Source organism: Qipengyuania sp. S6317L1, from assembly GCF_023015615.1.
In the GTDB taxonomy this organism is placed as follows: domain Bacteria; phylum Pseudomonadota; class Alphaproteobacteria; order Sphingomonadales; family Sphingomonadaceae; genus Erythrobacter.
Genome location: NZ_JALKAJ010000002.1, coordinates 1084156 through 1105603 on the forward strand (window position 1 = coordinate 1084156; position 21448 = coordinate 1105603).

The following is a 21448-nucleotide window of genomic DNA, read 5'->3' on the forward strand; positions in this document are numbered from 1 at the left end:
AGATTCTCAAGGCCGCTGCCCTGACCGGCAGCGCGGCCCTTTTCATGGGAGCGAGCCCTATGGGGGCCAGCAGGGCGCACGCTGAAACCCTGCGTGATGCGTTGGTTGCGGTGTACAACACCAACCCCACACTCGAAGCGGCGCGGGCGAACCAGCGTGCAACCGATGAAGGCGTGCCGATCTCGCGCGCCGATGGTCTGCCGTCGATCACAAACAACACCGCTTTCACCGAGCTGATCCGCCAGAACAGCGCAAACTTCTTCAACCCCAATCGTCTGATCAACTCCAATACGGATATCAGCGTGCCCATTTACAACGGTGGAGCGGTGCGGAACCGGATCCGCCGGGACAAGGAGCTCGTTCAGGCAGGGCAGGCCGAGCTGCGCGGCACGGAAAGCTCCATTTTCAGCCAGACCGTCGCCGCCTACATGGACGTCCTTCGCACCGAAGCCCTTGCCGCGCTTGCCGCGAACCAGGTCGAAGTGCTCGAAGTGACGTTCCAGTCCACCAGCGACCGCTTCGAAATCGGCGATCTCACGCGCACCGATGTTGCACAGGCGCAATCCCGGCTTTCGGTTGCCCAGGGTGATCTGCAATCGGCGCTGTCGAACCTGATCGGCGCCCGCGAAATCTATATCCAGCTTGTCGGACGTGCTCCGACCGACCTGCAATCCCCGCCCCCGCTTCCCGGATTGCCCGAAACGGTGGGTGAGGCCGTGGTCAAGGCGCTGGAGAACAATCCGGACCTTATCGCAGCGCAGGAAAATGCCGAGGCGGCAGGCTATGCCAGCGAGGTTGCAGGCTCCAGCCGCTTGCCGACCCTGTCGCTGTTTGGCCGTCACGAATACACCAACACCCTTGGCAGTATTGCGGATATTCCAATCGACACCACGAACCCGGGTGCAGGAAGTATTCCGAGCGACCAGACTTTCGTGGGCATCAACGCAGGCGTCTCTTTACGCATTCCGCTGTTTCAGGGCGGGCGTCCCGCTGCCCTGCAACGCCAGGCTTTCGCGCGCGAAAATGCCGCCCTCGAACAGGTCATCGCCGCTGAACGCAGTGTGATCCAGCAAACCCGCGCAGCCTATGCAAGCTGGCAGGCTTCGAACGCGGTGATCGAAAGCTCGAAAGCGGCGGTAGAGGCCGCTGAGGTCAGCCTTGAAGGGGTGCGCGCCGAAAACTCGATCGGCAATCGCACCATCATCGATGTGCTCAACGCAGAGCAGGAGCTTCTGCTCGCGCGCGCCAACCTCGTGACGGCGCGGCGCAACGCCTATGTCGCCGGATTCTCGCTGCTCGCCGCCATGGGACAGGCCGAAGCGCGCGACCTGAACCTCGATACCGGCGGCCCGCTTTATGATCCGCAGGTCAATTACGAGCGCGTGCGCGGCAAGATATTTGATTGGCAGCGCGACCCGGAACCTGAGCCGAAATCGACAAGAACCGTTGACATTGAGGCCGCCGAGCCCTTCATTGGTCCCACTTTGGAACCACGCGAAGCGCCGTAATCTGCGATTCGCAATGGTTAATGCGATAACGGGGCATTTTGGTGGGCAAGAACGGCGAACCTTCGGTCGAAGAAATTCTGGAATCGATCAAAAGCGTGATGGAACGCGACAGCCGCGCGTCCGCCGCCGATGACAAGCGCCGTAAACGCGCCGAGCCGGAAGAAGCCGGGTCTAAACAGTCCGCTGAGCCTGAGGTCGACGAAGACGAAGTGCTTGACCTTGCTGAACTCGATCTTGCCGACGTGGTCGAGCTTGAGGACAGCGAAGACGCGCCGCTCATCAAAGAGGAAACCCGTGGAGCCATGCAGGAGAACCTTGCTGCTCTCGCCATGCTCGCAGAGCCGGGCGCAAGGCCGCAGATCGTGCGGTCGGGCGAAACCTCGCTTGAGGGGCTGACCCGCGAGCTGATGCGCCCGATGCTGGCCGAATGGCTCGACAAGAATCTGCCTGGCATGGTCGAAAAGATGGTGCAGGCCGAAATCGCCCGCATCGCCGGCAAGCGCAACTGATATCCGCCTCACACTTTGACTGGAAAGCATGAGCCAATCGCGGTAGCGGTTGCGCCCATGATCACTCGCACACTCTTGTCCAGCAGCCTTGTGGTTGCGGCCACACTTGCATCACCCTTGGCATCACCCCTCGCAGCGCAGGATTCCACCGCGTCTGCAGCGGAAAAATCCCCGATGAGCGCGCGCGATCTCATCACCATGCCGCGCCTTGGCGGCCCAGCGGTCACACAATACGGGCGCTATGCGGTCTATTCGGTCACTTTTACCGATGAAAAGACGCTGGAGCGTTCGCCAAAGCACTACATCCTCGATCTGGGCCGACCGGGAAGCCAACCGGTCGAATTCGAGCTTGGCCTTTCAGGGCACTCGTTGAGCTTTGGCCCTGACAATTTCCTTTATTTCGTAAGCTCTGGCCACACCGACGAAGAGGCAGAGAAACGCTCTCGCGTGTGGCGGGTCGCGCTTGAGGGCAATGGCAATGTCACCGGCCCCATGCTGGTTGCGGATGTTGCGGGCACTAATATCGCCGGCTTCAAGCTTTCACCAACGGGCGACAAGATTGCGCTTTGGGCGGAAATCGACCGCAATTGCGAGCGGTTCGGCTGTGAGCCAAAACCAGAACCCACAGGCAGCGGTCGACTTTATGACGGTGACGGCGGCTTTTATCGCCACTGGGACAGCTGGATTGATCCTGACCTCCTCAACCGCGTCTTTGTCTTTGGCCTTGAGGACGGCGAAATCGTAGGCGACGGGGTCGAAGCCGATGGCGAAACGGGGATCGGCAATACGCCCACCAAGCCTTTCGGCGGGAGCGGCGATATCGCATGGGCGCCCGATGGTTCGGGCCTTTATTTCGTCGCGCGCCGTGCAGATGGGAATGAGCCCACCTCGACCGATCTCGACATCTATTTCTCCGACCTTTCAGGCGCCGCGCCGAGCGAACTTACCGCCGCCAATGAAGCGCATGATTCCACCCCTGTCCCCTCCCCCGATGGCAAAAGCCTCGCCTATCTTGCGATGGAGCGGGCAGGTTACGAAGCGGATCGCATGGTGGTGCAATTGCGCGACCTTGAAACCGGTGACACCCGCGCTCTGACCGCGGATACCGACCTGTCGTTTGGCAGCATTGCGTGGAGTGAGGATGGCTCATACCTTCTCGCAACGGCGACCGATGTGCTTGACGTGCCGGCCTACCGGATCGACCCCGGGTCGGGCGAAGTGACGGAGCTGAACCTGATCGCTGGCAATGAAGCGCATATCGGCAATGTGACACCGCTGGTCGGGGACCGTGTGCTTTTCACCCGCGAATCAATCGGAGTTCCAGCCGAACTCTACATCGCGCGCGTGGGTCAGAAGGCGACGCCTATCACCGATGTCGTGACCTCGCGCATGGGCGAAATGGCGGCGACCGTCACCACCCGCTTCAGCTTCGAAGGCGCAGGGGGCGCCACGGTCTGGGGCCAGATCACCAAGCTTGATGGCCATGAAGGCAAAATGCCTGCGATCCTTTACATCCACGGCGGGCCGCAAGGCTCCTTCCTCGATGGCTGGTCCTCGCGTTGGAACCCGCGCGTTCTGGCAAGCCAAGGCTATGCCGTGATCTCGGTCGATTTCCACGGGAGTGCCGGATACGGGCAGGAATTCATGGATTCGATCAACGGCGATTGGGGCGGCAAACCTTTAGAGGATCTGCAAAAAGGCCTTGCCGCAGCGCTCGAACGCGACCCGCAAATCGATGGGGAGCGGGCCTGCGCCATGGGGGCAAGCTATGGCGGCTATATGGTCAACTGGATCGCGGGCAATTGGCCCGACCGCTTCGACTGCCTCGTCCAGCACGATGGCCTCTTCGATATGCGCAGCTTCTATTATTCTACGGAAGAACTGTGGTTCCCGCGCTGGGATTTTGGCGGCTCCTACGCCGAAGCGTCCGAAACCTATGAAAAGTGGAACCCGGTCAACCACGTCGACAAATGGCAGACCCCCATGCTGGTGATCGCGGGCGAGCAGGATTTTCGCGTGCCCTATACACAAGGGCTGCAAAGCTTCACCGCCCTGCAGGAACGCGGCGTGCCATCACAATTGCTGGTCTTCCCGGACGAAAACCACTGGGTTCTGGGCGCGGCAAACTCCCTGCAATGGCACGAGACGGTGTTTGCCTGGCTCGACCGCTGGCTGAAGCCGCAAGAGGAAGCGGGCGAAGACGAGGCTCAGGGAGCGCGCGCGCAATGATCGACCAGGACTTGCTCGCCGCACAGGCCACGCTCGACCGGAAATACGGCAGCGGCGAATGCGCGATCGAACGTCAGATCTTCCTGTGCGCGGTATCGGAGAAACAGAAATGCTGCTCGCGGGACGAGGGGGAGGTTGCCTGGGCCTTTCTCAAGAACCGGCTGAAGGAGCTTGGCCTCGTAGGGCCCAAGCGCGATGCCGACAGTCCGCGCGGACCCGGCGGCGGGATTCAGCGCAGCAAGGCCGATTGCCTGCAAATCTGCTCAAAAGGGCCGATTGCGGTCATCTATCCTGACGGTGTCTGGTACCACTCATGCAGCCCACAGGTGCTTGAGCGGATCATTCAGGAGCATCTTATCGGGGGCGAGGTGGTCGAAGAATTTCGCCTCAAAACGCCCCGCATCTGATCCGGAAGGTCATTCCGGCGACAAACTCAATCCTCGTCTTTTTTGCCCGACCACAATTCGTCGCGGCTGGGCAATTGATTGTCGACCGATTCGTCATGGCCCGTGCCGGACGATAGGAAGACAAGGCCCATCAACCCGCCGCCAAGCAGCATGGTAAAGCTGATGCCGAGCGCCACGGCGATGTAGAAGTGCACCGAAATTGCGCCGTTGAAGGCATAAAGCAGGCCGAGGGCAAGCAGGACCACCGCCACCGTCACGCTAAGCAAGAGGCGCATGATCTGGCGGTAACGCGCCCATGCGTATGCTGCGTTTTCCGGATCATCGAGAGGGGACTTTTTGACCATTGGGGCTCCATGCGGGCGGGGCCGCGTGATTGCAATGGTGAAGATACGGGCCGTGTCGCGATTAAGTTTTAACCCCAGGCAGACTCGCCTTTAGCCTCAATTGGTGGCAGCTTCCTATCTGGAAGGAGACAAGCCATGACAATTGCAAAGATCATTGAGGGCAGAAAAGGCTCCGAAATCATCTCCTGCGATGCAAACACACCAGTCAACGAGGTGATTGGTATGCTTGCCGGCAAACGGATCGGGGCCCTGCCGGTCCTGCGCGATGGGAAAGTCGCAGGGATCGTGTCCGAACGCGACATTATCTACCGACTGGCACAAGCGGGACCATCGTGTCTCACCGGCCCGGTCGAGGCGATCATGACCGCGCCCGCCGTGACGATCGAACCATCGACGAAAATCGACGATGCGCTCGCGCTGATGACGAAACGCCGCTTTCGCCACTTCCCCGTGGTTGAAAACGAGGCGTTGGTCGCGTTCATTTCCATCGGCGACCTTGTGAAAGACAAGATCGACCAAGTGGAGCACGAAGCGGCGGCTTTACGCGATTATATTCAGACCGCCTGAGAGATTGGTTGAGGATTAAGTCCGCGAGACCTACATAAGCCTTATGGCTGACACACTCACCCAAACTCCGTCGCTGACCCCGGCCGCGGCAGCGCGCGTTGCGATGATCGCAAGCAAGCAGACCAAGCCTGCAATTTTGCGGCTTTCGGTCGAAGGTGGGGGCTGTTCGGGCTTTCAATACAAGTTCGAAATGGCCGACGCGCCAGAAGCGGATGATCTTGTGAGCGAAACCGACGGCGTAAAGCTGGTCGTCGATCCTGTCAGCCTCGACCTTCTTGAAGGCAGCGTCGTCGATTATGTCGAAAACCTTGGCGGGGCGGCTTTCCGGGTCGAAAACCCCAATGCAGCGGCGGGTTGCGGCTGCGGCTCAAGCTTCGGGATATAATCGCGCCCTTCGCGATAGACGCGCGCGCGCCGATCGGTCATGTAAGCGCGCATGAAGATCGCCACTTACAATATCAACGGCGTCAAAGCGCGCCTGCCCCGGCTTAAGGAATGGCTCGAAGAAACGCGGCCCTCGGTCGCGTGCCTGCAAGAGATCAAGAGCCAGGACAAAGACTTTCCCGCAAGCGAGTTCGAGGCGCTCGGCTATGAGTTGATCTGGCACGGGCAGAAAAGCTTCAACGGTGTCGCGATCCTTGCCGATAGCAAGGCGGGTTATTCCATAAGCGAAGTTCAGCGCGGGCTTGGTATTGATGGTCCCAAAGAGGGTGAGGGCGAGCAATCGCGCTATCTCGAAGCGGACATCACCAGGGACGGCGAAACGGTCCGCATTGTCTGCATCTACCTTCCCAATGGCAATCCGCAGCCGGGGCCGAAATTCGATTACAAGCTGGCGTGGATGGAGAAATTGCGCGCGCGCATGGCCGAAATCTGGGCCGAAGAGGTGCCAGCCGCGGTGCTTGGCGACTACAATGTGATTCCGCACGACGACGATGTCTATTCGGTAAAGGCGATGGCGTCCGATGCGCTGATGCAGCCCGAATCGCGCGCCGCCTATTCGCGGCTGCTGGCCGATGGCTGGACCGATGCTGTGCGCACCTTGAACCCGCGTGGCGGGGTTTGGACCTATTGGGACTATCAGGCAGGCGCATGGCAGCGCGATCACGGTTTTCGCATTGATCACATCCTGCTCTCGCCCGAACTCGCTGACCGATTGGACGCGGTCGGAGTCGATCGCGAACATCGGGGCCGCGAGAAAGCGTCCGATCACGCGCCGACATGGGCGATTTTGCGGGACTAGAAACAAAAGGACCCCGCCTCGGGGGGGGGAGAGGCGGGGCCTTAAGCCATCAGCATGAACCGAAGTTCAGCGATAGAAACTGATAATCAGCGATAGAAAACGTGCGTCTGGATCTGTGCCAGACGGGTCTTCTTGCGGCTCCAACGCGGACTCACGTAGTTCGCGTGGAAATAAACCGCGTCATTGGCCTCGGTTTGCCAAAGGTTGTCGTGCGCGATTTTCGCGACGGCCTTGGCGCGGGCCCAGGTTTTCTTGCTCGTGTTGATGCGGGGCAAACGGCCACCGCGCACGAAGGAAAATTGTGAGCGTTGCAGGACAACGCCGCAATAGCTTGCAGGCCACCGCGAATCTGATGCGCGATTGATGACGACCTCTGCCACAGCCAATTGGCCCTGCAGCGGTTCGCCGCGCGCTTCAAAATAAACAGCGCCGGCAAGGCACCGCATTTGCTCGGTCAGTTCTTCATCGGCGTCGATGCTTGCCACCAGTTCGCGCAAAGACGAAGCTTCGCCTGCGATAGGGGCCGCAGGTTCAGCGACTGGCTGGACGACTTCCTCAGAGACGAAAGTCACGTTCTGATCCGATGTCGCTTGAACGCCGTCTGTTTCTGGCGCCTGCGGAACGATCTCAACTTGTTCGGCCGCTACGGCCTCAATGGTGCCCGCAACGTCTTCGTCCTGGGCAAATGCTTCAGCGCCATCGACGCTGGAGAAACTCAAACCGGCGACGGCTGCGAGTGCGACCGCGCTAAATGAGTAAGTCTTACGACCCATTTCGTTCTTCTTTTTATGCGGTGAGCGAGCTCAGACGCAGGCGCGAACCATGAGAATTGCGATTATGTCGCGGGGTATGGAGAGGTGGTTCTAGTAGCCTACCGGCTGCCCCCCGTCTGCGTGCTCAAAGCCGGACCGTATTGTCCGTAACCCGAGCCTGCGCATCTGGAAGCGAGGGCCCAAATAGGCTGCTTTCCCTTCGCGTCAAGCTTAGGGCCGGTTAAACGGGTAAAAGTGCGATGAAACGTTCTGCCTCGTCGATATCCACCTCCAGAACCCAAACATCGGGATCCTGAGAACGGCGGCGGGCGATGTATTCATCAAATTCTTGTGGCTTTTCAACATTTTGCGATTTTGTGCATTCGAAAGGCCGCGTTCCGTCCAATTGCGGCATCCTTTCATAAAGCCTAGCGTCGGCCCCGCGAAACATAGTTACAATGAGGATTGTCCCTGCGTCCCGCTCCCCTTTGGAGAGGACCATCGCAAAGCCTCCATTCGATTCGGCGAGGCGAATCAGGCTGGAAACTTCGAGATGCGCGGGCAGGCGTTCCGACATCGGGCGCAGCGTTAACTGGCGTAGCCTGGCAAGCTTGAAAGAGGGATGCGAGAGCGCATGAAGGTGCCGGTCCCGCGGCCAATCTCATCGCCTTCGTGATCCACCAGCCGCGATTCCGCGACCATCACCCGTCGGCGGCCGCTCACCCATTTGCCCTCGGCCACGACTTCGCCTTCCTTCACCGGTTTGGTGAAGTGGAGGTTGAAACTGGTGGTGAGCAGAAAGGTGTCGGTTGCAAGAGTGTTGGCGGCGTAAAAGGCCGCATCATCGAGCATCTTGAAATAGATCGTCCCGTGCGCAGCGCCTGCTGCGTGGAAGACATCGGGTGTCACCGCAAAGGTCAGCCGTGAGAGCCCTTCGCCAACGATTTCAAGTTTCGAGCGGAATTTCTCGTTCACCGGCGCCGAGGCATAAAGCCGCTCGAGCGCGCGGTAGTGACCGTCCGCTCCCGTCTCGGCGCTGGTGCCTTCAGGCGGCATCGCGCTCGAGGAACTGGTTGGTCAAAAGCGCATAGATTGCTTCTGCGTCGGGCGCTTCGCCAAGAGCGTTCATCATCCCGTCATCGCGCATCAAGCGCGAAAGCGCCGCAAGTGCGTGAAGGTGGGTCGCGCCCGCGTTTTCTGGCGAGACAAGACCAAACGCGAGCGTCACAGGAACAGCGTCAGCCGCTTTGAAATCGACCGGCGCTTCGAGTTTGAGGACCGCCAGAGTGGGGCGCGAGACAGTGGACAAACGGCAATGCGGGATAGCCGCACCCCGGCCAAACCCTGTGCTTCCCAAGGCTTCGCGTTGCTCAAGTCCTTCGAGCACCGCCGTTGCATCGAGCCCGTAAACAGACGCGAAGAGATCCGAAAGGCGGCTCAGAATTTGTCGGCTGTTTTCGACCCGAACGATGGCAATCGCTTCGGGCAAAACATTGATATTAACGTCCATGTGTAATCCAAAATCCCGTGCATTTCCCTTCAGGGGGAAATCTAAGAATCAGCCATTAACGAAAGAACATGCCGCAATTAAGGCCCTGAAGCAGGCCGTGCGGTTTGTCTTTCATTTTCGGCTTGGACCGCATCCGGCTATCCAGCGATATCCAATCGCTACCCGGAATTATCTTGTCCTATGAAGGCTCAACCCATCCGATCGAGCCGTCGGAGCGGCGATAAACCATATTATGCCGCCCAGTTCCAGCATTTTTGAAAAATAGAGCCGGCGTATCGCGCAAATCGAGCATCATCACCGCGTCTGCGACGCTGCTCGTGGGGACATCAACACTGGTTTCAGCAATGATCGGAGGGGCGTCTTCTACGACCTCGGCATCGACCGCAAAGATTGTATAGGCGGCCTCTTCTTCAGCTCTTGCGTGGGCGGCTTGCTCATGATGATCTTTTAACCGGCGTTTGTATCGGCGCAGCTGCTTTTCGATCTTGGCCGCCGCATCGTCGAGCGCCTGATGCGCATCGTGCGCGCCGCCATGCGCTTTCAGGATAAGCCCGTGCATCACGTGCATTACGATATCGCAGGTGAACGCGCTGCCTGGCCCTTTGCCAAAGGTCACGTGGGAGGAAAGCGCGCGGTCGAAATACTTGTCGACCATCGCCTCAAGCCGGTCGGTGGCGTGTTCCTGAAGTGCAACCCCTGTTTCGACCTGATGGCCCGAGATACGCATGTCCATTTGTGCTTGTCCTCCTATTTTTCAGCGCAAGCGATGGCCTTGTCTCACTACAAAGCCTGTGCCTGACGCCTACCGGGTCCAGATCGCCTCTTCGAGAGAGCCGATGAATTCTTTATGCGCCGCCAATTCCTCGGCCGATGCCATATGCGGGCGCGGCTCGCGGCGCGGGGCCCTGGAGTTTGATGGCGTGGCCCCGTCCGCATCGCCTTCGGTGATGCTGGCAACAGCGACGGGTTCGCTGGCAAGTTCAAGGCCGATCTGACGCCCGCCTTTAAGCTCGACATAGACCTGTGCGAGCAGTTCAGCATCGAGCAGCGCGCCGTGTTTGACGCGGTGGCTGCGATCAACGCCATAGCGGGTGCATAAAGCGTCCAGCGAAAGCTTGGCGCCGGGGTGTTTCTTGCGCGCGATGGCAACAGTATCGACCATCCGGTCCATCGAAACGGGTTCGCGCCCGATCCGCTCGAGTTCTGCGTTCAGGAAGCCAAAATCGAACCCGGCATTGTGCGCGACCAGCGGCGCATCGCCCAGAAATTCGAGAAGCTCGTCCACTGTTTCAGAAAACAGCGGTTTGCCTGACAGAAATTCAGCCGAAAGCCCGTGCACCGCTTCGGCAGCGGCGGGCATATCGCGTTCGGGGTTGTAATAAGCGTGGTAGGAATTGCCGGTTTCGACCCGGTCAATCATTTCAACACAGCCTATTTCGACCATCCGGTCCCCTGTCTTGGGGTCTAGGCCGGTGGTCTCGGTGTCGAATATCACTTCCCGCATTCGGGAGACTATCGGCCCAACTTTCGCAGAGCGCAAGAGGTTAGAGAGCCGCTTTAAGCTTTGTAACCAGCGCCTCGACCTGGGCTCGTGTCTCTTCGAGCGTGGTGCCGGTGTCGATCACATGATCGGCGCGTGAGCGTTTTTCTGCATCAGGCATTTGCAGCCCGAGAATATGCTCGAATTTCTCCACCGTCATGCCCGGGCGGGCAAGGACGCGCTCGCGCTGAACCGGGGCAGGGGCAGAGACAACGACAATCGTATCGACCAGCGCGTGTCCGCTGCCTTCGAACAGCAACGGGATGTCGAAAAGGATGAGCGCAGCGTCCTTGTGGTCTTCGAGGAATTGTGCACGCTTCAGCCCCACCGCCGGGTGAACGATGGCTTCGAGTTTCTTGAGCTTCTCCTTGTCGCCAAAAACCTGCGCGCCCAACGCTTCGCGGTTCACGCCCTCGGGGCCGGTGGAGCCGGGAAAAGCCTCTTCGATAGCGGGGATCAACTCGCCGCCGGGCCCCTGGAGTTTACGCACCTCGGCATCGGCGTCGAAAACGGGCACGCCAGCCTCTTCGAACATGGCGGCGACGGTTGATTTGCCCATGCCGATGGAGCCGGTGAGGCCAATGATGGAAGGAGAGGTCATTTAAGCAACAGCTTTCTAAGCTCTTCATCATGCTGACGCGGGGGAGGGGCGCCGAAGAACAATTCGAACGCGCTCGCAGCCTGACCGATCAGCATGGAAAGCCCGTCAATGGTGCGATGCCCGGCGCGGCGGGCATTTTGCAGGAAGGGCGTATCAATCGGGCTGTACACGATATCATAGGCGATGGAGCGGGGCGGGGCGTGGCTCCAATCGAATGCGAGGGGTGGATTGCCCTTCATGCCAAGAGGCGAGGCGTTGACGACAAGATCAAGACACCCTTCGCGATCGTCAAAGGCGAAATCCGTGGCCAGCGCAAAGTGGTCGAGATGGATGGCGTGATGCTCGCCTGCGGGGGCAAGCTCATCGAGCAGAGCACGCGCTTTATCAAGGTTGCGGCCCGCGACCACGAGGGTGAAGCCCTCTTTTGCCAGGGCAACAATGATCGCGCGCGCAGCCCCGCCCGTGCCCAGGATCCGGGCCATGCGGAAAAGGTGCTGCTGGCTCAGTTCTGTTTTCAGTGGCTCCAGAAAGCCGGCGGCATCGGTGTTGGTTCCGGCAAGGCTTCGATCATCGCGCGGATAAATGGTGTTCACCGCACCGATATTCGCCGCGGTTTCATCAAGATGCGCCAGATTGCCAATGACCGCTTGCTTGTGCGGCATGGTTACATTGGTCCCGCGCCAATCGGGGTCCTTGCCAACTTCTGCAAGATAATCTTCCAGCCCCTCGCTCGTGACGTGACGCGCGCGATAATCGGCCTGCACACCGAGCTTTTCGAGCCAGAAGCCGTGAATGAGCGGCGATTTTGACTGGGCAATCGGATCGCCGATCACATGGGCGTATCTGGTCATGCGAGGAGCGCTCCTTGTTCGCGCAAGGCCCCAAGAACGGCGAGAAGCGGCATTCCCAGCACTGTAAACTGATCGCCCTCGATGCTTTCGAACAATTGCACACCCATCGCCTCTATGCGGAAGCAACCGACGGTGAAGCTGATTTCGGGCCATTCAGCCTCAAGGTAGTGGTCGATAAATCCCGCCGACAATTCGCGCACGTGAAGCCGCGCCAGAGACTGGTGGCTCCATTCACATCCCCCGTCTTTAACCAGGGCGGCCGCGCTGTGCAGTTCGATCACCTTGCCCGAGAAAAAGGCGAGATGCTCGGCTGCATTCTCCCGGCTGGCGGGCTTGTCGAAACGCTTGCCGCCCGCAACCACAAGGGAATCGCTTCCAAGAACAAGTGCGCCGGGATGCGCCTTTGCGACTTCGGCGGCTTTCGCAACGCTCAACGCCTCGGCAATCTCGGCGGGCGATGCGCCTTCAAGGCTTTGTTCAATCGCGCGTTCATCAACATCGGCAGGCATGGCTTCATACGCAACACCTGCAGCATCGAGCATCGCCCGGCGCGAGGCCGATTTGGATGCGAGGATCAGTGAAGTCATATCGGTTTGCTCACCCCGTCAACCGGTCGGTCCTTGCGTTTTCGCTCCTGCGCAAGGCGAATAATCGCCGCCGCGCTCTCCTCGATCGAACGCCGCGTCACGTCGATCACCGGCCAGCCATTGTCCGCAAACATGCGCCGCGCATATTGCAGCTCGGACTTCACCTTGTCCTCTTCGACATAGGGTGTCTGCGTCCCTTCATTGAGTGAAAGCAGGCGATTGCGGCGGATCTGCACCAATCGCTCGGGCGCGGTGGTAAGGCCGACCACGAGAGGATGGCGCAGACCAAAGAGCGCCTTTGGCGGCGGGCTTTCGGGTACAATCGGGATATTGGCGGTCTTGAACCCGCGATTGGCGAGATAGATGCTGGTCGGCGTTTTCGAGCTGCGCGATACGCCCGCAAGGACGATGTCGGCCTCTTCCCAATCCTCATGCGCCACCCCGTCATCATGGGCGATGGTGTATTGGATCGCATCGACGCGCTTGAAATAATCATCGTCCATAGAGTGCTGGCGCCCGGGACGGCCATGCGCTTCCTGACCCAGTTGCGCCTCAAGCGCGGAGGTCACCTGATCGAGCACGGGCACAGCGGGAAGGCCCAGATGCCGGCAATGATCCTCAAGCCGCGTGCGCGTATCCGGGTTCACCAGAGTGAACAGCACCAATCCCGGATTTTCGGCCAGATCGGGGACAATCCGGTCAAGATGCTGGCGCGAGCGCACCATCGGCCAGAAGTGGCGGCTGACATCAGGATCGTCGAATTGCGCAATCGCAGCCTTGGCGATCATCTCAAGGGTCTCTCCGGTGGAATCGGAGACTAGATGCAGGTTCAAACGGCTCATGGGACGATTCGCTTACAGCTTATTGAAGCTTCGTGGGAGCTTGTGGACAGATACGCGCATAAACCACGGGAGAAGAGGGCTAACAAGTTCGGGACGAGTTATCACCCCCGATGTCCGGAATTTCCTCTAACGACTTCTGGACAGATTTCCGGTTTCATCGACAGGCTGTGAACCTTGGGGATAGATTTGAATTGACTCAAGAAGCTTGCGGATTCGCCTGTCGTTAAATTCACTGGACCTTTACGCCTCTATCGGGGAGATTACCGAAATCCCCACTATCCACAGGGCCAACAGACTCCATCAATCCTTTTAAATCTATATATTATTTGTTTAGAGAGAACCCATGCCTGGTCCTTTGCTCGAAACCCTTAAGGGTACACCCCAGAACGTCGCTCCTGTCTGGCTCATGCGTCAGGCGGGACGATATCTGCCTGAATATAGAGAGCTGCGCGCTGAAAAAGGCGGGTTTCTCGAGCTCGTTTACGACAGCGATGCCGCAGCAGAGGTTACGGTCCAACCGATCAGGCGATTTGGTTTTGACGGGGCGATCCTGTTTTCGGATATTCTCATCGTGCCCCACGCAATGGGACAGGGGCTGGAGTTTCTGGCGGGCGAGGGACCAAAGCTCAGCCCGACGCTGCTCGAAGTCGATCTCGATAGCTTCACACCGCAATATGAGCGTTTCGATCCGATCTATGAAACGGTGAAAAAAACGCGCGCGATGATTTCCGATCAGGTTACGATGCTGGGCTTTTCAGGCTCTCCGTGGACCAATGCGACCTATATGATCGGCGGTGAGGGCTCAAAGGATCAGGGCAAGGCGCGGCTTCTCGCCTATCAGGATGCAGGGCGCATGCAGGCAATTCTCGATGCGATTGCGGATGTCTCGATCACATATTTGCGCGGGCAAATCGATGCAGGCGCCGAAGCGGTGCAGCTGTTCGACAGCTGGGCAGGGAGCCTTGCACCCGATGAATTCGAACGCTGGATCATCGCGCCCAATGCAAAGATCACTGCCGCCTTGAAAGAAAGCCATCCCGACACACCAGTCATAGGCTTTCCGAAAGGCGCAGGCGAAAAACTCCCCGCCTATGCGCGTGAAACAGGCGTCGATGCGGTCGGCCTTGACGAAACGCTCGATCCCGACTGGGCTAACGCGCAGCTACCAGAGGGCATGCCGGTTCAGGGCAATCTCGATCCCTTGCTGGTCGAGGCAGGCGGCGAAATGCTGCCCAAGCGGGTCAAGACCATCCTCCAAGCATTCGAGGGCCGCCCGCACGTCTTCAATCTTGGCCATGGTATCGGCCAGTTCACCCCGATCGAACATGTTGAAACCCTGCTGCGCGCAGTGAGAGGTTAGGGCCTTATGCAAAGCGTTCTTCTCGACATTTCCGTATGGCTGCGCATTGGCCACGTCGTCTTTATGGTCTTCTGGCTTGCCGGGCTATTCATGCTGCCGCGCCAGTGCATTTACATGCTCGACCATGCGCCCGGTTCCGAAGGCGAGGCGAAATGGGCCGAGCGGATGGGCAAACTGCGCAAGATCATCCTCACGCCCAGCATCATCGTGGTCTGGGTCTTGGGCCTTTTGATGGCCTATGCCTTTGGCTATTTCTCCCAAGGCTGGCTGCACGCCAAAATGACGCTCGTGCTTGTCTTGTCGGGCTATCACGGCTGGTTGGTTGCCCAATCGAAAAAGATGGGACGCGGGCAAAGGCCGCTTTCGGAAAAAGCTCTGAGGTTTGCGGGCGAAATTCCGGGGTTGATCCTTATTCTGGTCGTCCTTCTCGTCTATCTGCGCCCTTTCTAGGGGCTTGAGTGCGTCGAGTGGTGCAATCGGCGATTGACGCTATCGCTGCATAGGCATATCTAACGGATCAAATCTTGTTCGTGCGCAGCGTCAATCTGCTCACCGGTCTGCTTTCTCCAAGCCCTGAACCGATCAAGAATATTTTTCCATCGGCGAGCATCACAATTAAGCCCGCTATCTGAACCTGTTTGAGCCCCTTTGCCAAATGCTTGGGGCCTATCCCTTGTGGACTTGAATACTCATGCATCTCAAAGACTTAAAAGAACGCACCCCGGCCGAGCTGGTCGCCATGGCAGAAGAACTCGGCGTTGAAGCTGCTGGCACAATGCGCCGACAGGACCTGCTCTTCTCGATCCTGCGCGAGCTTGCCGAGGATGAGGAATATGACGAAAAGATCATGGGCATCGGCACGATCGAAGTGCTGCAGGATGGCTTTGGTTTCCTTCGTTCACCCGAGGCCAATTACCTCGCTGGCCCGGACGACATCTACGTCTCTCCCAACCAGATCCGCAAATGGGGCCTTCGCACCGGTGACACCGTTGAAGGCGAAATCCGCGCGCCCAGGGATGGGGAGCGTTACTTTGCTCTAACTAGCCTTAGCCAGGTGAATTTCGAAGATCCCGACGCAGTTCGTATGCGGACCAATTTCGATAACCTCACCGCGCTATACCCGACCGAGAAACTGAGCCTCGACACGCTCGATCCGACGGTCAAGGACAAGTCCGCGCGCGTCATCGACATCATTTCACCGCAAGGTAAGGGCCAACGTGCCCTGATCGTGGCGCCTCCGCGCACGGGTAAGACGGTTCTGCTGCAAAACATCGCAAAGGCGATCACCGACAACCATCCCGAAGTCTTCCTGCTCGTTCTTCTCGTGGATGAGCGCCCGGAAGAAGTCACCGACATGCAGCGCAGCGTGAAGGGTGAGGTGATCTCTTCAACCTTTGACGAACCCGCCCAGCGCCACGTCCAGGTCGCTGAAATGGTTATCGAAAAGGCAAAGCGTCTGGTCGAACACAAGCATGATGTCGTCATCCTGCTCGATTCGATCACCCGCCTTGGCCGCGCCTACAACACCGTGGTGCCATCCTCGGGTAAGGTTCTGACCGGCGGTGTGGACGCAAACGCCCTGCAACGTCCGAAACGCTTCTTTGGCGCGGCGCGTAACATCGAAGAGGGCGGCTCGCTCTCGATCATCGCAACCGCGTTGATCGACACGGGCAGCCGGATGGACGAGGTGATCTTTGAAGAATTCAAAGGTACCGGTAACTCGGAAATCGTGCTTGATCGCAAGGTTTCGGACAAACGCATCTTCCCGGCGCTCGATGTGGGCAAATCCGGCACGCGTAAGGAAGAGCTGCTCGTCGAGAAGGACAAGCTGTCCAAGATGTGGGTCCTGCGCCGCATCCTGATGCAGATGGGCACCGTAGATGCGATGGAATTCCTCCTTGATAAGATGAAGGATTCCAAGACAAACGAAGACTTCTTCGATACGATGAACCAATGATGATCATGGACCTTTGGAGGGGTCAAAGCTGTGATTAAGCAGTACGTTTACATTAGCACTGCGGTGGGACTTCCGCGCGAGCAAGTGGATGAAATTCTGACCACCTGCGCTCGCAACAATGCCGCAAAAAATGTCACCGGTTTGCTGCTCTACAACGGCCGCAATTTCCTTCAACTTCTTGAAGGGAAGGCGGAATCGCTTGATCAGCTGATGTCCGCGATCGAGGCAGATGAACGCCACGAAGGCGTTCTGGTCATGCACACGGGCGAGGTGGAAGAGCGCACCTGTCCCGAATGGGCGATGAAGCTGCTCGCAATCTCGGAAGGGATCGAGGTGCGCCAACAGCGCCTCGAAGAGGAGCTTCCCGCTGCGATTGATCCGGTTATTCGCAAGCTTGTGCTCAATTTTGCGATGCTCAACTGAGCCCGGGCACTTTGATGCTCAAATTGGGCTATAGCTGAGCCGGCAACAGCCAGAAGGAGCTACCATGAAGGTCAATATCGAGATCGAATGCACCCCCCAGGAGGCGCGTGAATTCATGGGGCTTCCCGATGTGAGCGAACCCAACAAAGCGTTCGTCGATGGTATGACGAAGGCGGTTGAAAGCGCGCAAAATCCGGCGCAATTGCTCGAAATGGGTCAGATGATCGCGCCCATGGGTCAGGCAGGGCTCAAGCTGTTCCAAAGCTTTGTCGAAGGCGGCATGCGCGCGGCAGGCGGCGGCGGCACTTCGGGTTCCAAAAAGTCCAAGGACTAAAGCGTTCGCGCGCTTGCGTGCAAAAGCGTTTCCCGATGACTGCAACCTCACCGACCATTTTCGCTGTATCGAGCGGCGCTGCGCCAGCGGCTATCGGTGTGATCCGGATAAGTGGGCCGAGGGCAGGGGAGGCGCTGCGGGCATTAACCGGCCGCGATATTCCGGAGCGCCGCGCATCGCTTGCGTCATTGCGCTCACACACCGGCGATGTGCTTGATCAGGCCCTTGTGCTCTGGTTTCCCGGCCCGGCGACAGCGACGGGGGAGGACCTAGCCGAACTTCATTGTCACGGGGGCCGCGCGGTCCTTGCAGCCGTTTGTGCCGAGCTTGGCTCGATGGCGGATTTGCGTCCGGCAGAGGAGGGCGAATTCACGCGGCGTGCCTTTGCCAATGGACGTATTGACCTGGCCGAAGCCGAAGGGCTTGCCGATCTTCTCGAAGCGGAAACTGAACTTCAGCGCGCTGCTGCGATGGCGAGCGTGGGCGGTGCTTTGGCAGGAAAGGTCGAAGAGTGGCGCGATGCGGTCTTGCGGCTTTCTGCTCAAGTCGAGGCGGCGCTCGATTTCTCGGACGAAGACGATGTGAGCGAGGTGTCGGCCACCTTTCGTGAGGGTGTGGGAGCGCTTGCAGGTGAGCTCGGCAATTGGCTCGACAGACCCCGGTCAGAGCGTCTCAAAGAAGGGTTCCGCGTCGTCCTGGGTGGCCCGCCCAATTGCGGTAAATCAACGCTGTTCAACGCGCTCGTCGAAAGCGAAGCGGCGATAACCTCGCCGGTTGCGGGCACAACGCGCGACGTGATCGAACGCAGCATTGCAATTGCGGGCGTGGCGTTTGTTCTGGTCGACACAGCAGGCTTGAGGGGCGAGGGCGCCGAAGAGATCGAAGCGATTGGCATAGCGCGTGCGCAAGGCGAATTTTCGCGCGCGGATCTGGTGCTGTGGCTTGGCGCAGAAGGGGAGGGGCCCGAGGGTGCATGGGAAATTGCTGCGCGCATGGATGCCAGCGACTTTGATGCAAAGAGCACCGCGGATTTTACCGTTTCCGCCATCACGCTGGAAGGTGTGGGCGAATTGAAACAGGCGATGGTCCAATATGCGCGCGGGCGCCTGCCAAAGCCGGGGGAGACCGCCCTTAACGCAAGACAGCACGCACGGCTAAATGAGGCGCATGAGGCGCTTCTCGCAACAAGCGGTTTGGATGATTTCCTTCTGATCGGGGAGGAGCTTAGAAGAGCTCGCCTGGCATTTGATCAACTGATTGGGCGCTCTACTACCGAAGATATGCTGGATGCGCTTTTCGGCCGGTTCTGTATCGGTAAATAGCGTCCCTCGCATTTGTCATGCGTTGTTTCACGTGAAACATCTTTGACGAGGGGGCGGGGAGTGCCTATTTGGCCCCCATGCAGAATTACGATGTCCTTGTTATCGGCGGCGGTCACGCCGGGGTTGAAGCGGCCTGCGCTTCGGCCCGCATGGGTGCGCGCACGGGTCTGGTGAGTTTCGATCTTGATGCAATCGGCGCAATGAGCTGCAATCCGGCGATTGGCGGGCTTGGTAAAGGGCATCTGGTTTGCGAGGTCGATGCACTTGACGGTGTCCTCGGGCGCGCAGCCGACGCCGGGGCAATCCATTATCGTATGCTCAACCGCTCCAAGGGGAGCGCGGTTTGGGGCCCTAGGGTTCAGGCGGACCGCAAACTGTTCAAGGCCGAGGTTCAGCGGCTGGTCCGCGCGCAAGGGAACCTTCACCTGATAGAAGGGGAAGCGGCGGCCCTGGTTCTTACAGGCGGGCGCGTTGCCGGTCTGGAAATGGCTGATGGTGTTATCCTCAACGCTGAGCGGGTCATCCTTTGCACCGGCACGTTTCTTGGCGGCGTACTGTTTCGCGGAGAAGAGCGTTTCGAAGGTGGTCGTATCGGCGAAAACGCCGCCACCCGGCTCGCCCGGCAGCTGCGAGAAGCCGATCTCCCCATGGCACGGCTTAAGACCGGGACGCCGCCGCGGCTTGATGGTCGGACAATCGATTGGTCTGCGCTCGAAGAACAGTATTCCGACAACGAGCATTGGACCATGTCTCCGCTTACGAAGCGAAGAGCGAACGCTCAGGTTTTCTGCGGGATCACACGAACCACACATGAGGCGCACGATATTATTCGGCGCAACCTCGACCGTTCACCGCTTTTTTCGGGTGCAATAGGGGCGGCCGGTCCACGCTATTGCCCTTCGATAGAGGACAAGATCCATCGCTTTGGTGACCGCGATGGTCACCAGATCTTTCTCGAACCGGAGGGGCTCGACACCCATCTCATCTATCCCAACGGGATTAGCACTTCTCTGCCTGTCGACGTGCAACGCGACATGCTGCGCGCGATGCCAGGGCTTGAGACGGTGGAAATGGCGGTGCCAGGCTATGCGGTGGAATATGACCATATTGATCCGCGCGCATTGACACCTGACCTTCAGTTGCGCGCAATTCCCGGGCTGTATTGCGCAGGGCAGATCAATGGCACCACGGGCTATGAGGAGGCCGCTGCGCAAGGTTTGGTCGCAGGCCTTGAGGCGGCCGCCGCGCAGCTTGGCAAAAAGGCGCCCGCGCTTGACCGGTCCAACTCCTACATCGCGGTTATGATCGATGATCTGACCTTGCAAGGCGTGAGCGAACCATATCGGATGCTCACATCGCGCGCTGAATATCGCCTACGCCTGCGGGCAAATAATGCCTCTACACGCCTGACCCCACTCGGATTGGAGGTGGGTTGTATCGGTGAGGAGCGGGCAGAGTGGTTCAGGGCGCGCTGTGTTTCACGTGAAACATTGACTGAAGTGTTCAATCACCCCGTCCATTCGCGCGAGCTGGCCGATGCGGGCGTTAATGTACGCCGTGATGGCGGAGAGAAGCCCGTGGAAGAGTGGTTGCGCCATGGCGGTGTCTCAATCGAAACCATGAAGCCGTGGCTCGGTGAGCTTGATGGATTCGACATCGACTTGCTTGAGGAGATGGCCGAGGACGCGGCCTATGCCCCCTATCTGGCAAGGCAGGAAGCTGAACTGAGGGATTTGCGCGCTAGCGAAGGTTTGGCGCTCGCACCTGACTTTCCCTATGATCGGGTGCCTGGACTTTCCAACGAAATGGTCGAACGTCTGATCAAGGCTGCTCCTGTCAGCCTTGCTGCTGCAGGCCGAGTTCCCGGGGTTACGCCCGCGGCGTTATCCGCGCTCTTGGTCCATGCACGTCGTTGGCAGACCGCTGCGTGACCGCTTCCTCCATTCTCACCACCGAAGCAGAGGCCAAAGCCTATGTTGAGGGTCTGTCGACAAGCGCCAGCTTCGCTATTCTTGAACGCTACACACAGCTCCTTTTGGCCGAAAACCAACAACAGAACCTGATCAGCCGACCGAGCGAGGCAAGTTTGTGGCTTCGTCACATCGCCGACAGCGCGCAATTGCTTGAATATGTGCCTACCGAAACGGGCAACGGGCCATGGCTAGACCTTGGGACTGGGCCGGGTTTGCCGGGCCTCGTGATTGCCATCCTGCGGCCACAAACCCCTGTAGTTCTTGTGGAATCACGCAAGCGACGAGTCGAATTCCTAGAGCGCTGCGTAGAGCAGCTAGACCTTGGAAATTGCCGTGTGGAGGGCAGGCGTCTGGAACAGGTGGCACCGTTTGAGGCGAGTGTCATTTCGGCACGGGCTTTCGCTCCTCTGGAAAAGCTTCTGCGCTTATCCGCACCGTTCTCCACAAGTGCTACGCGCTACGTCTTGCCCAAAGGGCGCTCGGCAGCGCACGAGTTGGAGACTGCAAAGGCTTCGATTCGAAAAATGTTTCACGTGAAACACTCATTGACCGATGCGGATGCAGGCATCATCGTAAGCAAATAGGCGGT

General features: G+C 58.9%; 26 protein-coding genes. 15 read left to right on the plus strand and 11 right to left on the minus strand.

Annotated elements, in window-relative coordinates:
• The first annotated feature begins 44 nt into the window (after positions 1 to 44).
• From MWU38_RS06600 to MWU38_RS06615, 4 genes are read left to right on the plus strand one after another with little or no spacing between them, the layout of a single operon-like run.
• Entirely contained in the window at positions 45 to 1508 is a 1464-nt protein-coding gene (locus MWU38_RS06600) for a TolC family outer membrane protein (protein WP_247271258.1), read from the plus strand.
• A gap of 41 nt (positions 1509 to 1549) precedes the next feature.
• Positions 1550 to 2017: a DUF2497 domain-containing protein gene (locus MWU38_RS06605; RefSeq protein WP_247271015.1), complete on the plus strand. Its 468-nt coding sequence runs from the start codon at positions 1550 to 1552 to the stop codon at positions 2015 to 2017.
• Between the two features lie 57 nt (positions 2018 to 2074).
• Positions 2075 to 4246, plus strand: coding sequence for a S9 family peptidase (locus tag MWU38_RS06610; protein WP_247271016.1), 2172 nt, complete (start codon positions 2075 to 2077; stop codon positions 4244 to 4246).
• A complete protein-coding gene (locus MWU38_RS06615; RefSeq protein WP_247271017.1) occupies positions 4243 to 4653 on the plus strand; it encodes a (2Fe-2S) ferredoxin domain-containing protein in 411 nt (136 codons plus the stop codon). Before MWU38_RS06610 ends, MWU38_RS06615 begins: the two co-directional genes overlap by 4 nt.
• Before the next feature lie 26 nt (positions 4654 to 4679).
• Here MWU38_RS06615 and MWU38_RS06620 read toward each other — a convergent pair whose 3' ends face one another.
• Positions 4680 to 4997, minus strand: a complete 318-nt coding sequence (locus MWU38_RS06620) for a hypothetical protein (RefSeq protein WP_247271018.1) — start codon at positions 4995 to 4997, stop codon at positions 4680 to 4682.
• 135 nt (positions 4998 to 5132) lie between these two features.
• On the opposite strand from MWU38_RS06620, the gene MWU38_RS06625 reads away from it, so the two are divergent.
• The 3 genes from MWU38_RS06625 to xth are packed head-to-tail and all read left to right on the plus strand — an operon-like array spanning position 5133 to position 6807.
• The gene (locus tag MWU38_RS06625; protein WP_247271019.1) at positions 5133 to 5564 is read left to right on the plus strand and encodes a CBS domain-containing protein; all 432 of its coding nucleotides are present in this window, start codon (positions 5133 to 5135) and stop codon (positions 5562 to 5564) included.
• A 43-nt stretch (positions 5565 to 5607) separates the two neighbouring features.
• Positions 5608 to 5949, plus strand: coding sequence for an iron-sulfur cluster insertion protein ErpA (gene erpA / locus MWU38_RS06630; RefSeq protein WP_247271020.1), 342 nt, complete (start codon positions 5608 to 5610; stop codon positions 5947 to 5949).
• Positions 5950 to 6000: 51 nt separating this feature from the next.
• Entirely contained in the window at positions 6001 to 6807 is an 807-nt protein-coding gene (gene xth / locus MWU38_RS06635) for an exodeoxyribonuclease III (protein ID WP_247271021.1), read from the plus strand.
• An 86-nt stretch (positions 6808 to 6893) separates the two neighbouring features.
• On the opposite strand, the gene MWU38_RS06640 is transcribed toward xth, so the two are convergent.
• The 10 genes from MWU38_RS06640 to MWU38_RS06685 form a co-directional block, all read right to left on the minus strand.
• Complete coding sequence (locus MWU38_RS06640; protein ID WP_247271022.1) at positions 6894 to 7580, minus strand: cell wall hydrolase; 687 nt, start codon at positions 7578 to 7580, stop codon at positions 6894 to 6896.
• 220 nt (positions 7581 to 7800) lie between these two features.
• Positions 7801 to 8136 (minus strand): DUF1491 family protein, encoded by a 336-nt coding sequence (locus MWU38_RS06645; protein WP_247271023.1) that lies wholly within the window; start codon positions 8134 to 8136, stop codon positions 7801 to 7803.
• A gap of 11 nt (positions 8137 to 8147) precedes the next feature.
• Positions 8148 to 8615, minus strand: coding sequence for a PaaI family thioesterase (locus MWU38_RS06650; protein ID WP_247271024.1), 468 nt, complete (start codon positions 8613 to 8615; stop codon positions 8148 to 8150).
• On the minus strand, positions 8605 to 9069 hold the full coding sequence (locus MWU38_RS06655; protein ID WP_247271025.1) for a PTS sugar transporter subunit IIA: 465 nt from the start codon (positions 9067 to 9069) through the stop codon (positions 8605 to 8607). Before MWU38_RS06655 ends, MWU38_RS06650 begins: the two co-directional genes overlap by 11 nt.
• 178 nt (positions 9070 to 9247) lie before the next feature.
• Positions 9248 to 9802 carry a ribosome-associated translation inhibitor RaiA gene (gene raiA, locus MWU38_RS06660; protein WP_247271026.1) on the minus strand — a complete coding sequence of 185 codons (555 nt, stop codon included), beginning with the start codon at positions 9800 to 9802 and terminating at the stop codon, positions 9248 to 9250.
• A 69-nt stretch (positions 9803 to 9871) separates the two neighbouring features.
• Positions 9872 to 10573 carry a DNA polymerase III subunit epsilon gene (gene dnaQ / locus MWU38_RS06665; protein ID WP_247271027.1) on the minus strand — a complete coding sequence of 234 codons (702 nt, stop codon included), beginning with the start codon at positions 10571 to 10573 and terminating at the stop codon, positions 9872 to 9874.
• Between the two features lie 40 nt (positions 10574 to 10613).
• On the minus strand, positions 10614 to 11210 hold the full coding sequence (gene coaE, locus MWU38_RS06670; protein WP_247271028.1) for a dephospho-CoA kinase: 597 nt from the start codon (positions 11208 to 11210) through the stop codon (positions 10614 to 10616).
• On the minus strand, positions 11207 to 12061 hold the full coding sequence (aroE, locus tag MWU38_RS06675) for a shikimate dehydrogenase (RefSeq protein ID WP_247271029.1): 855 nt from the start codon (positions 12059 to 12061) through the stop codon (positions 11207 to 11209). The genes coaE and aroE overlap by 4 nt, the downstream gene beginning before the upstream one ends.
• On the minus strand, positions 12058 to 12648 hold the full coding sequence (locus tag MWU38_RS06680) for a Maf family nucleotide pyrophosphatase (RefSeq protein WP_247271030.1): 591 nt from the start codon (positions 12646 to 12648) through the stop codon (positions 12058 to 12060). Before MWU38_RS06680 ends, aroE begins: the two co-directional genes overlap by 4 nt.
• On the minus strand, positions 12645 to 13490 hold the full coding sequence (locus MWU38_RS06685) for a pyruvate, water dikinase regulatory protein (protein WP_247271031.1): 846 nt from the start codon (positions 13488 to 13490) through the stop codon (positions 12645 to 12647). Before MWU38_RS06685 ends, MWU38_RS06680 begins: the two co-directional genes overlap by 4 nt.
• A 343-nt stretch (positions 13491 to 13833) precedes the next feature.
• On the opposite strand from MWU38_RS06685, the gene hemE reads away from it, so the two are divergent.
• The 8 genes from hemE (at position 13834) to rsmG (ending at position 21443) form a co-directional block, all read left to right on the plus strand.
• A complete protein-coding gene (gene hemE / locus MWU38_RS06690; RefSeq protein ID WP_247271032.1) occupies positions 13834 to 14850 on the plus strand; it encodes a uroporphyrinogen decarboxylase in 1017 nt (338 codons plus the stop codon).
• Positions 14851 to 14856: 6 nt separating this feature from the next.
• Entirely contained in the window at positions 14857 to 15300 is a 444-nt protein-coding gene (locus MWU38_RS06695; RefSeq protein WP_247271033.1) for a CopD family protein, read from the plus strand.
• Between the two features lie 241 nt (positions 15301 to 15541).
• Positions 15542 to 16807, plus strand: coding sequence for a transcription termination factor Rho (gene rho, locus MWU38_RS06700; RefSeq protein WP_247271034.1), 1266 nt, complete (start codon positions 15542 to 15544; stop codon positions 16805 to 16807).
• A gap of 30 nt (positions 16808 to 16837) precedes the next feature.
• Complete coding sequence (locus tag MWU38_RS06705; protein ID WP_247271035.1) at positions 16838 to 17230, plus strand: BLUF domain-containing protein; 393 nt, start codon at positions 16838 to 16840, stop codon at positions 17228 to 17230.
• A gap of 64 nt (positions 17231 to 17294) precedes the next feature.
• Positions 17295 to 17564, plus strand: coding sequence for a DUF6489 family protein (locus tag MWU38_RS06710; protein ID WP_247271036.1), 270 nt, complete (start codon positions 17295 to 17297; stop codon positions 17562 to 17564).
• A 35-nt stretch (positions 17565 to 17599) separates the two neighbouring features.
• Entirely contained in the window at positions 17600 to 18886 is a 1287-nt protein-coding gene (gene mnmE / locus MWU38_RS06715) for a tRNA uridine-5-carboxymethylaminomethyl(34) synthesis GTPase MnmE (RefSeq protein WP_247271037.1), read from the plus strand.
• A gap of 77 nt (positions 18887 to 18963) precedes the next feature.
• Entirely contained in the window at positions 18964 to 20817 is a 1854-nt protein-coding gene (gene mnmG / locus MWU38_RS06720) for a tRNA uridine-5-carboxymethylaminomethyl(34) synthesis enzyme MnmG (protein WP_247271038.1), read from the plus strand.
• On the plus strand, positions 20814 to 21443 hold the full coding sequence (rsmG, locus tag MWU38_RS06725) for a 16S rRNA (guanine(527)-N(7))-methyltransferase RsmG (RefSeq protein ID WP_247271039.1): 630 nt from the start codon (positions 20814 to 20816) through the stop codon (positions 21441 to 21443). The genes mnmG and rsmG overlap by 4 nt, the downstream gene beginning before the upstream one ends.
• Positions 21444 to 21448 lie beyond the last annotated feature (5 nt).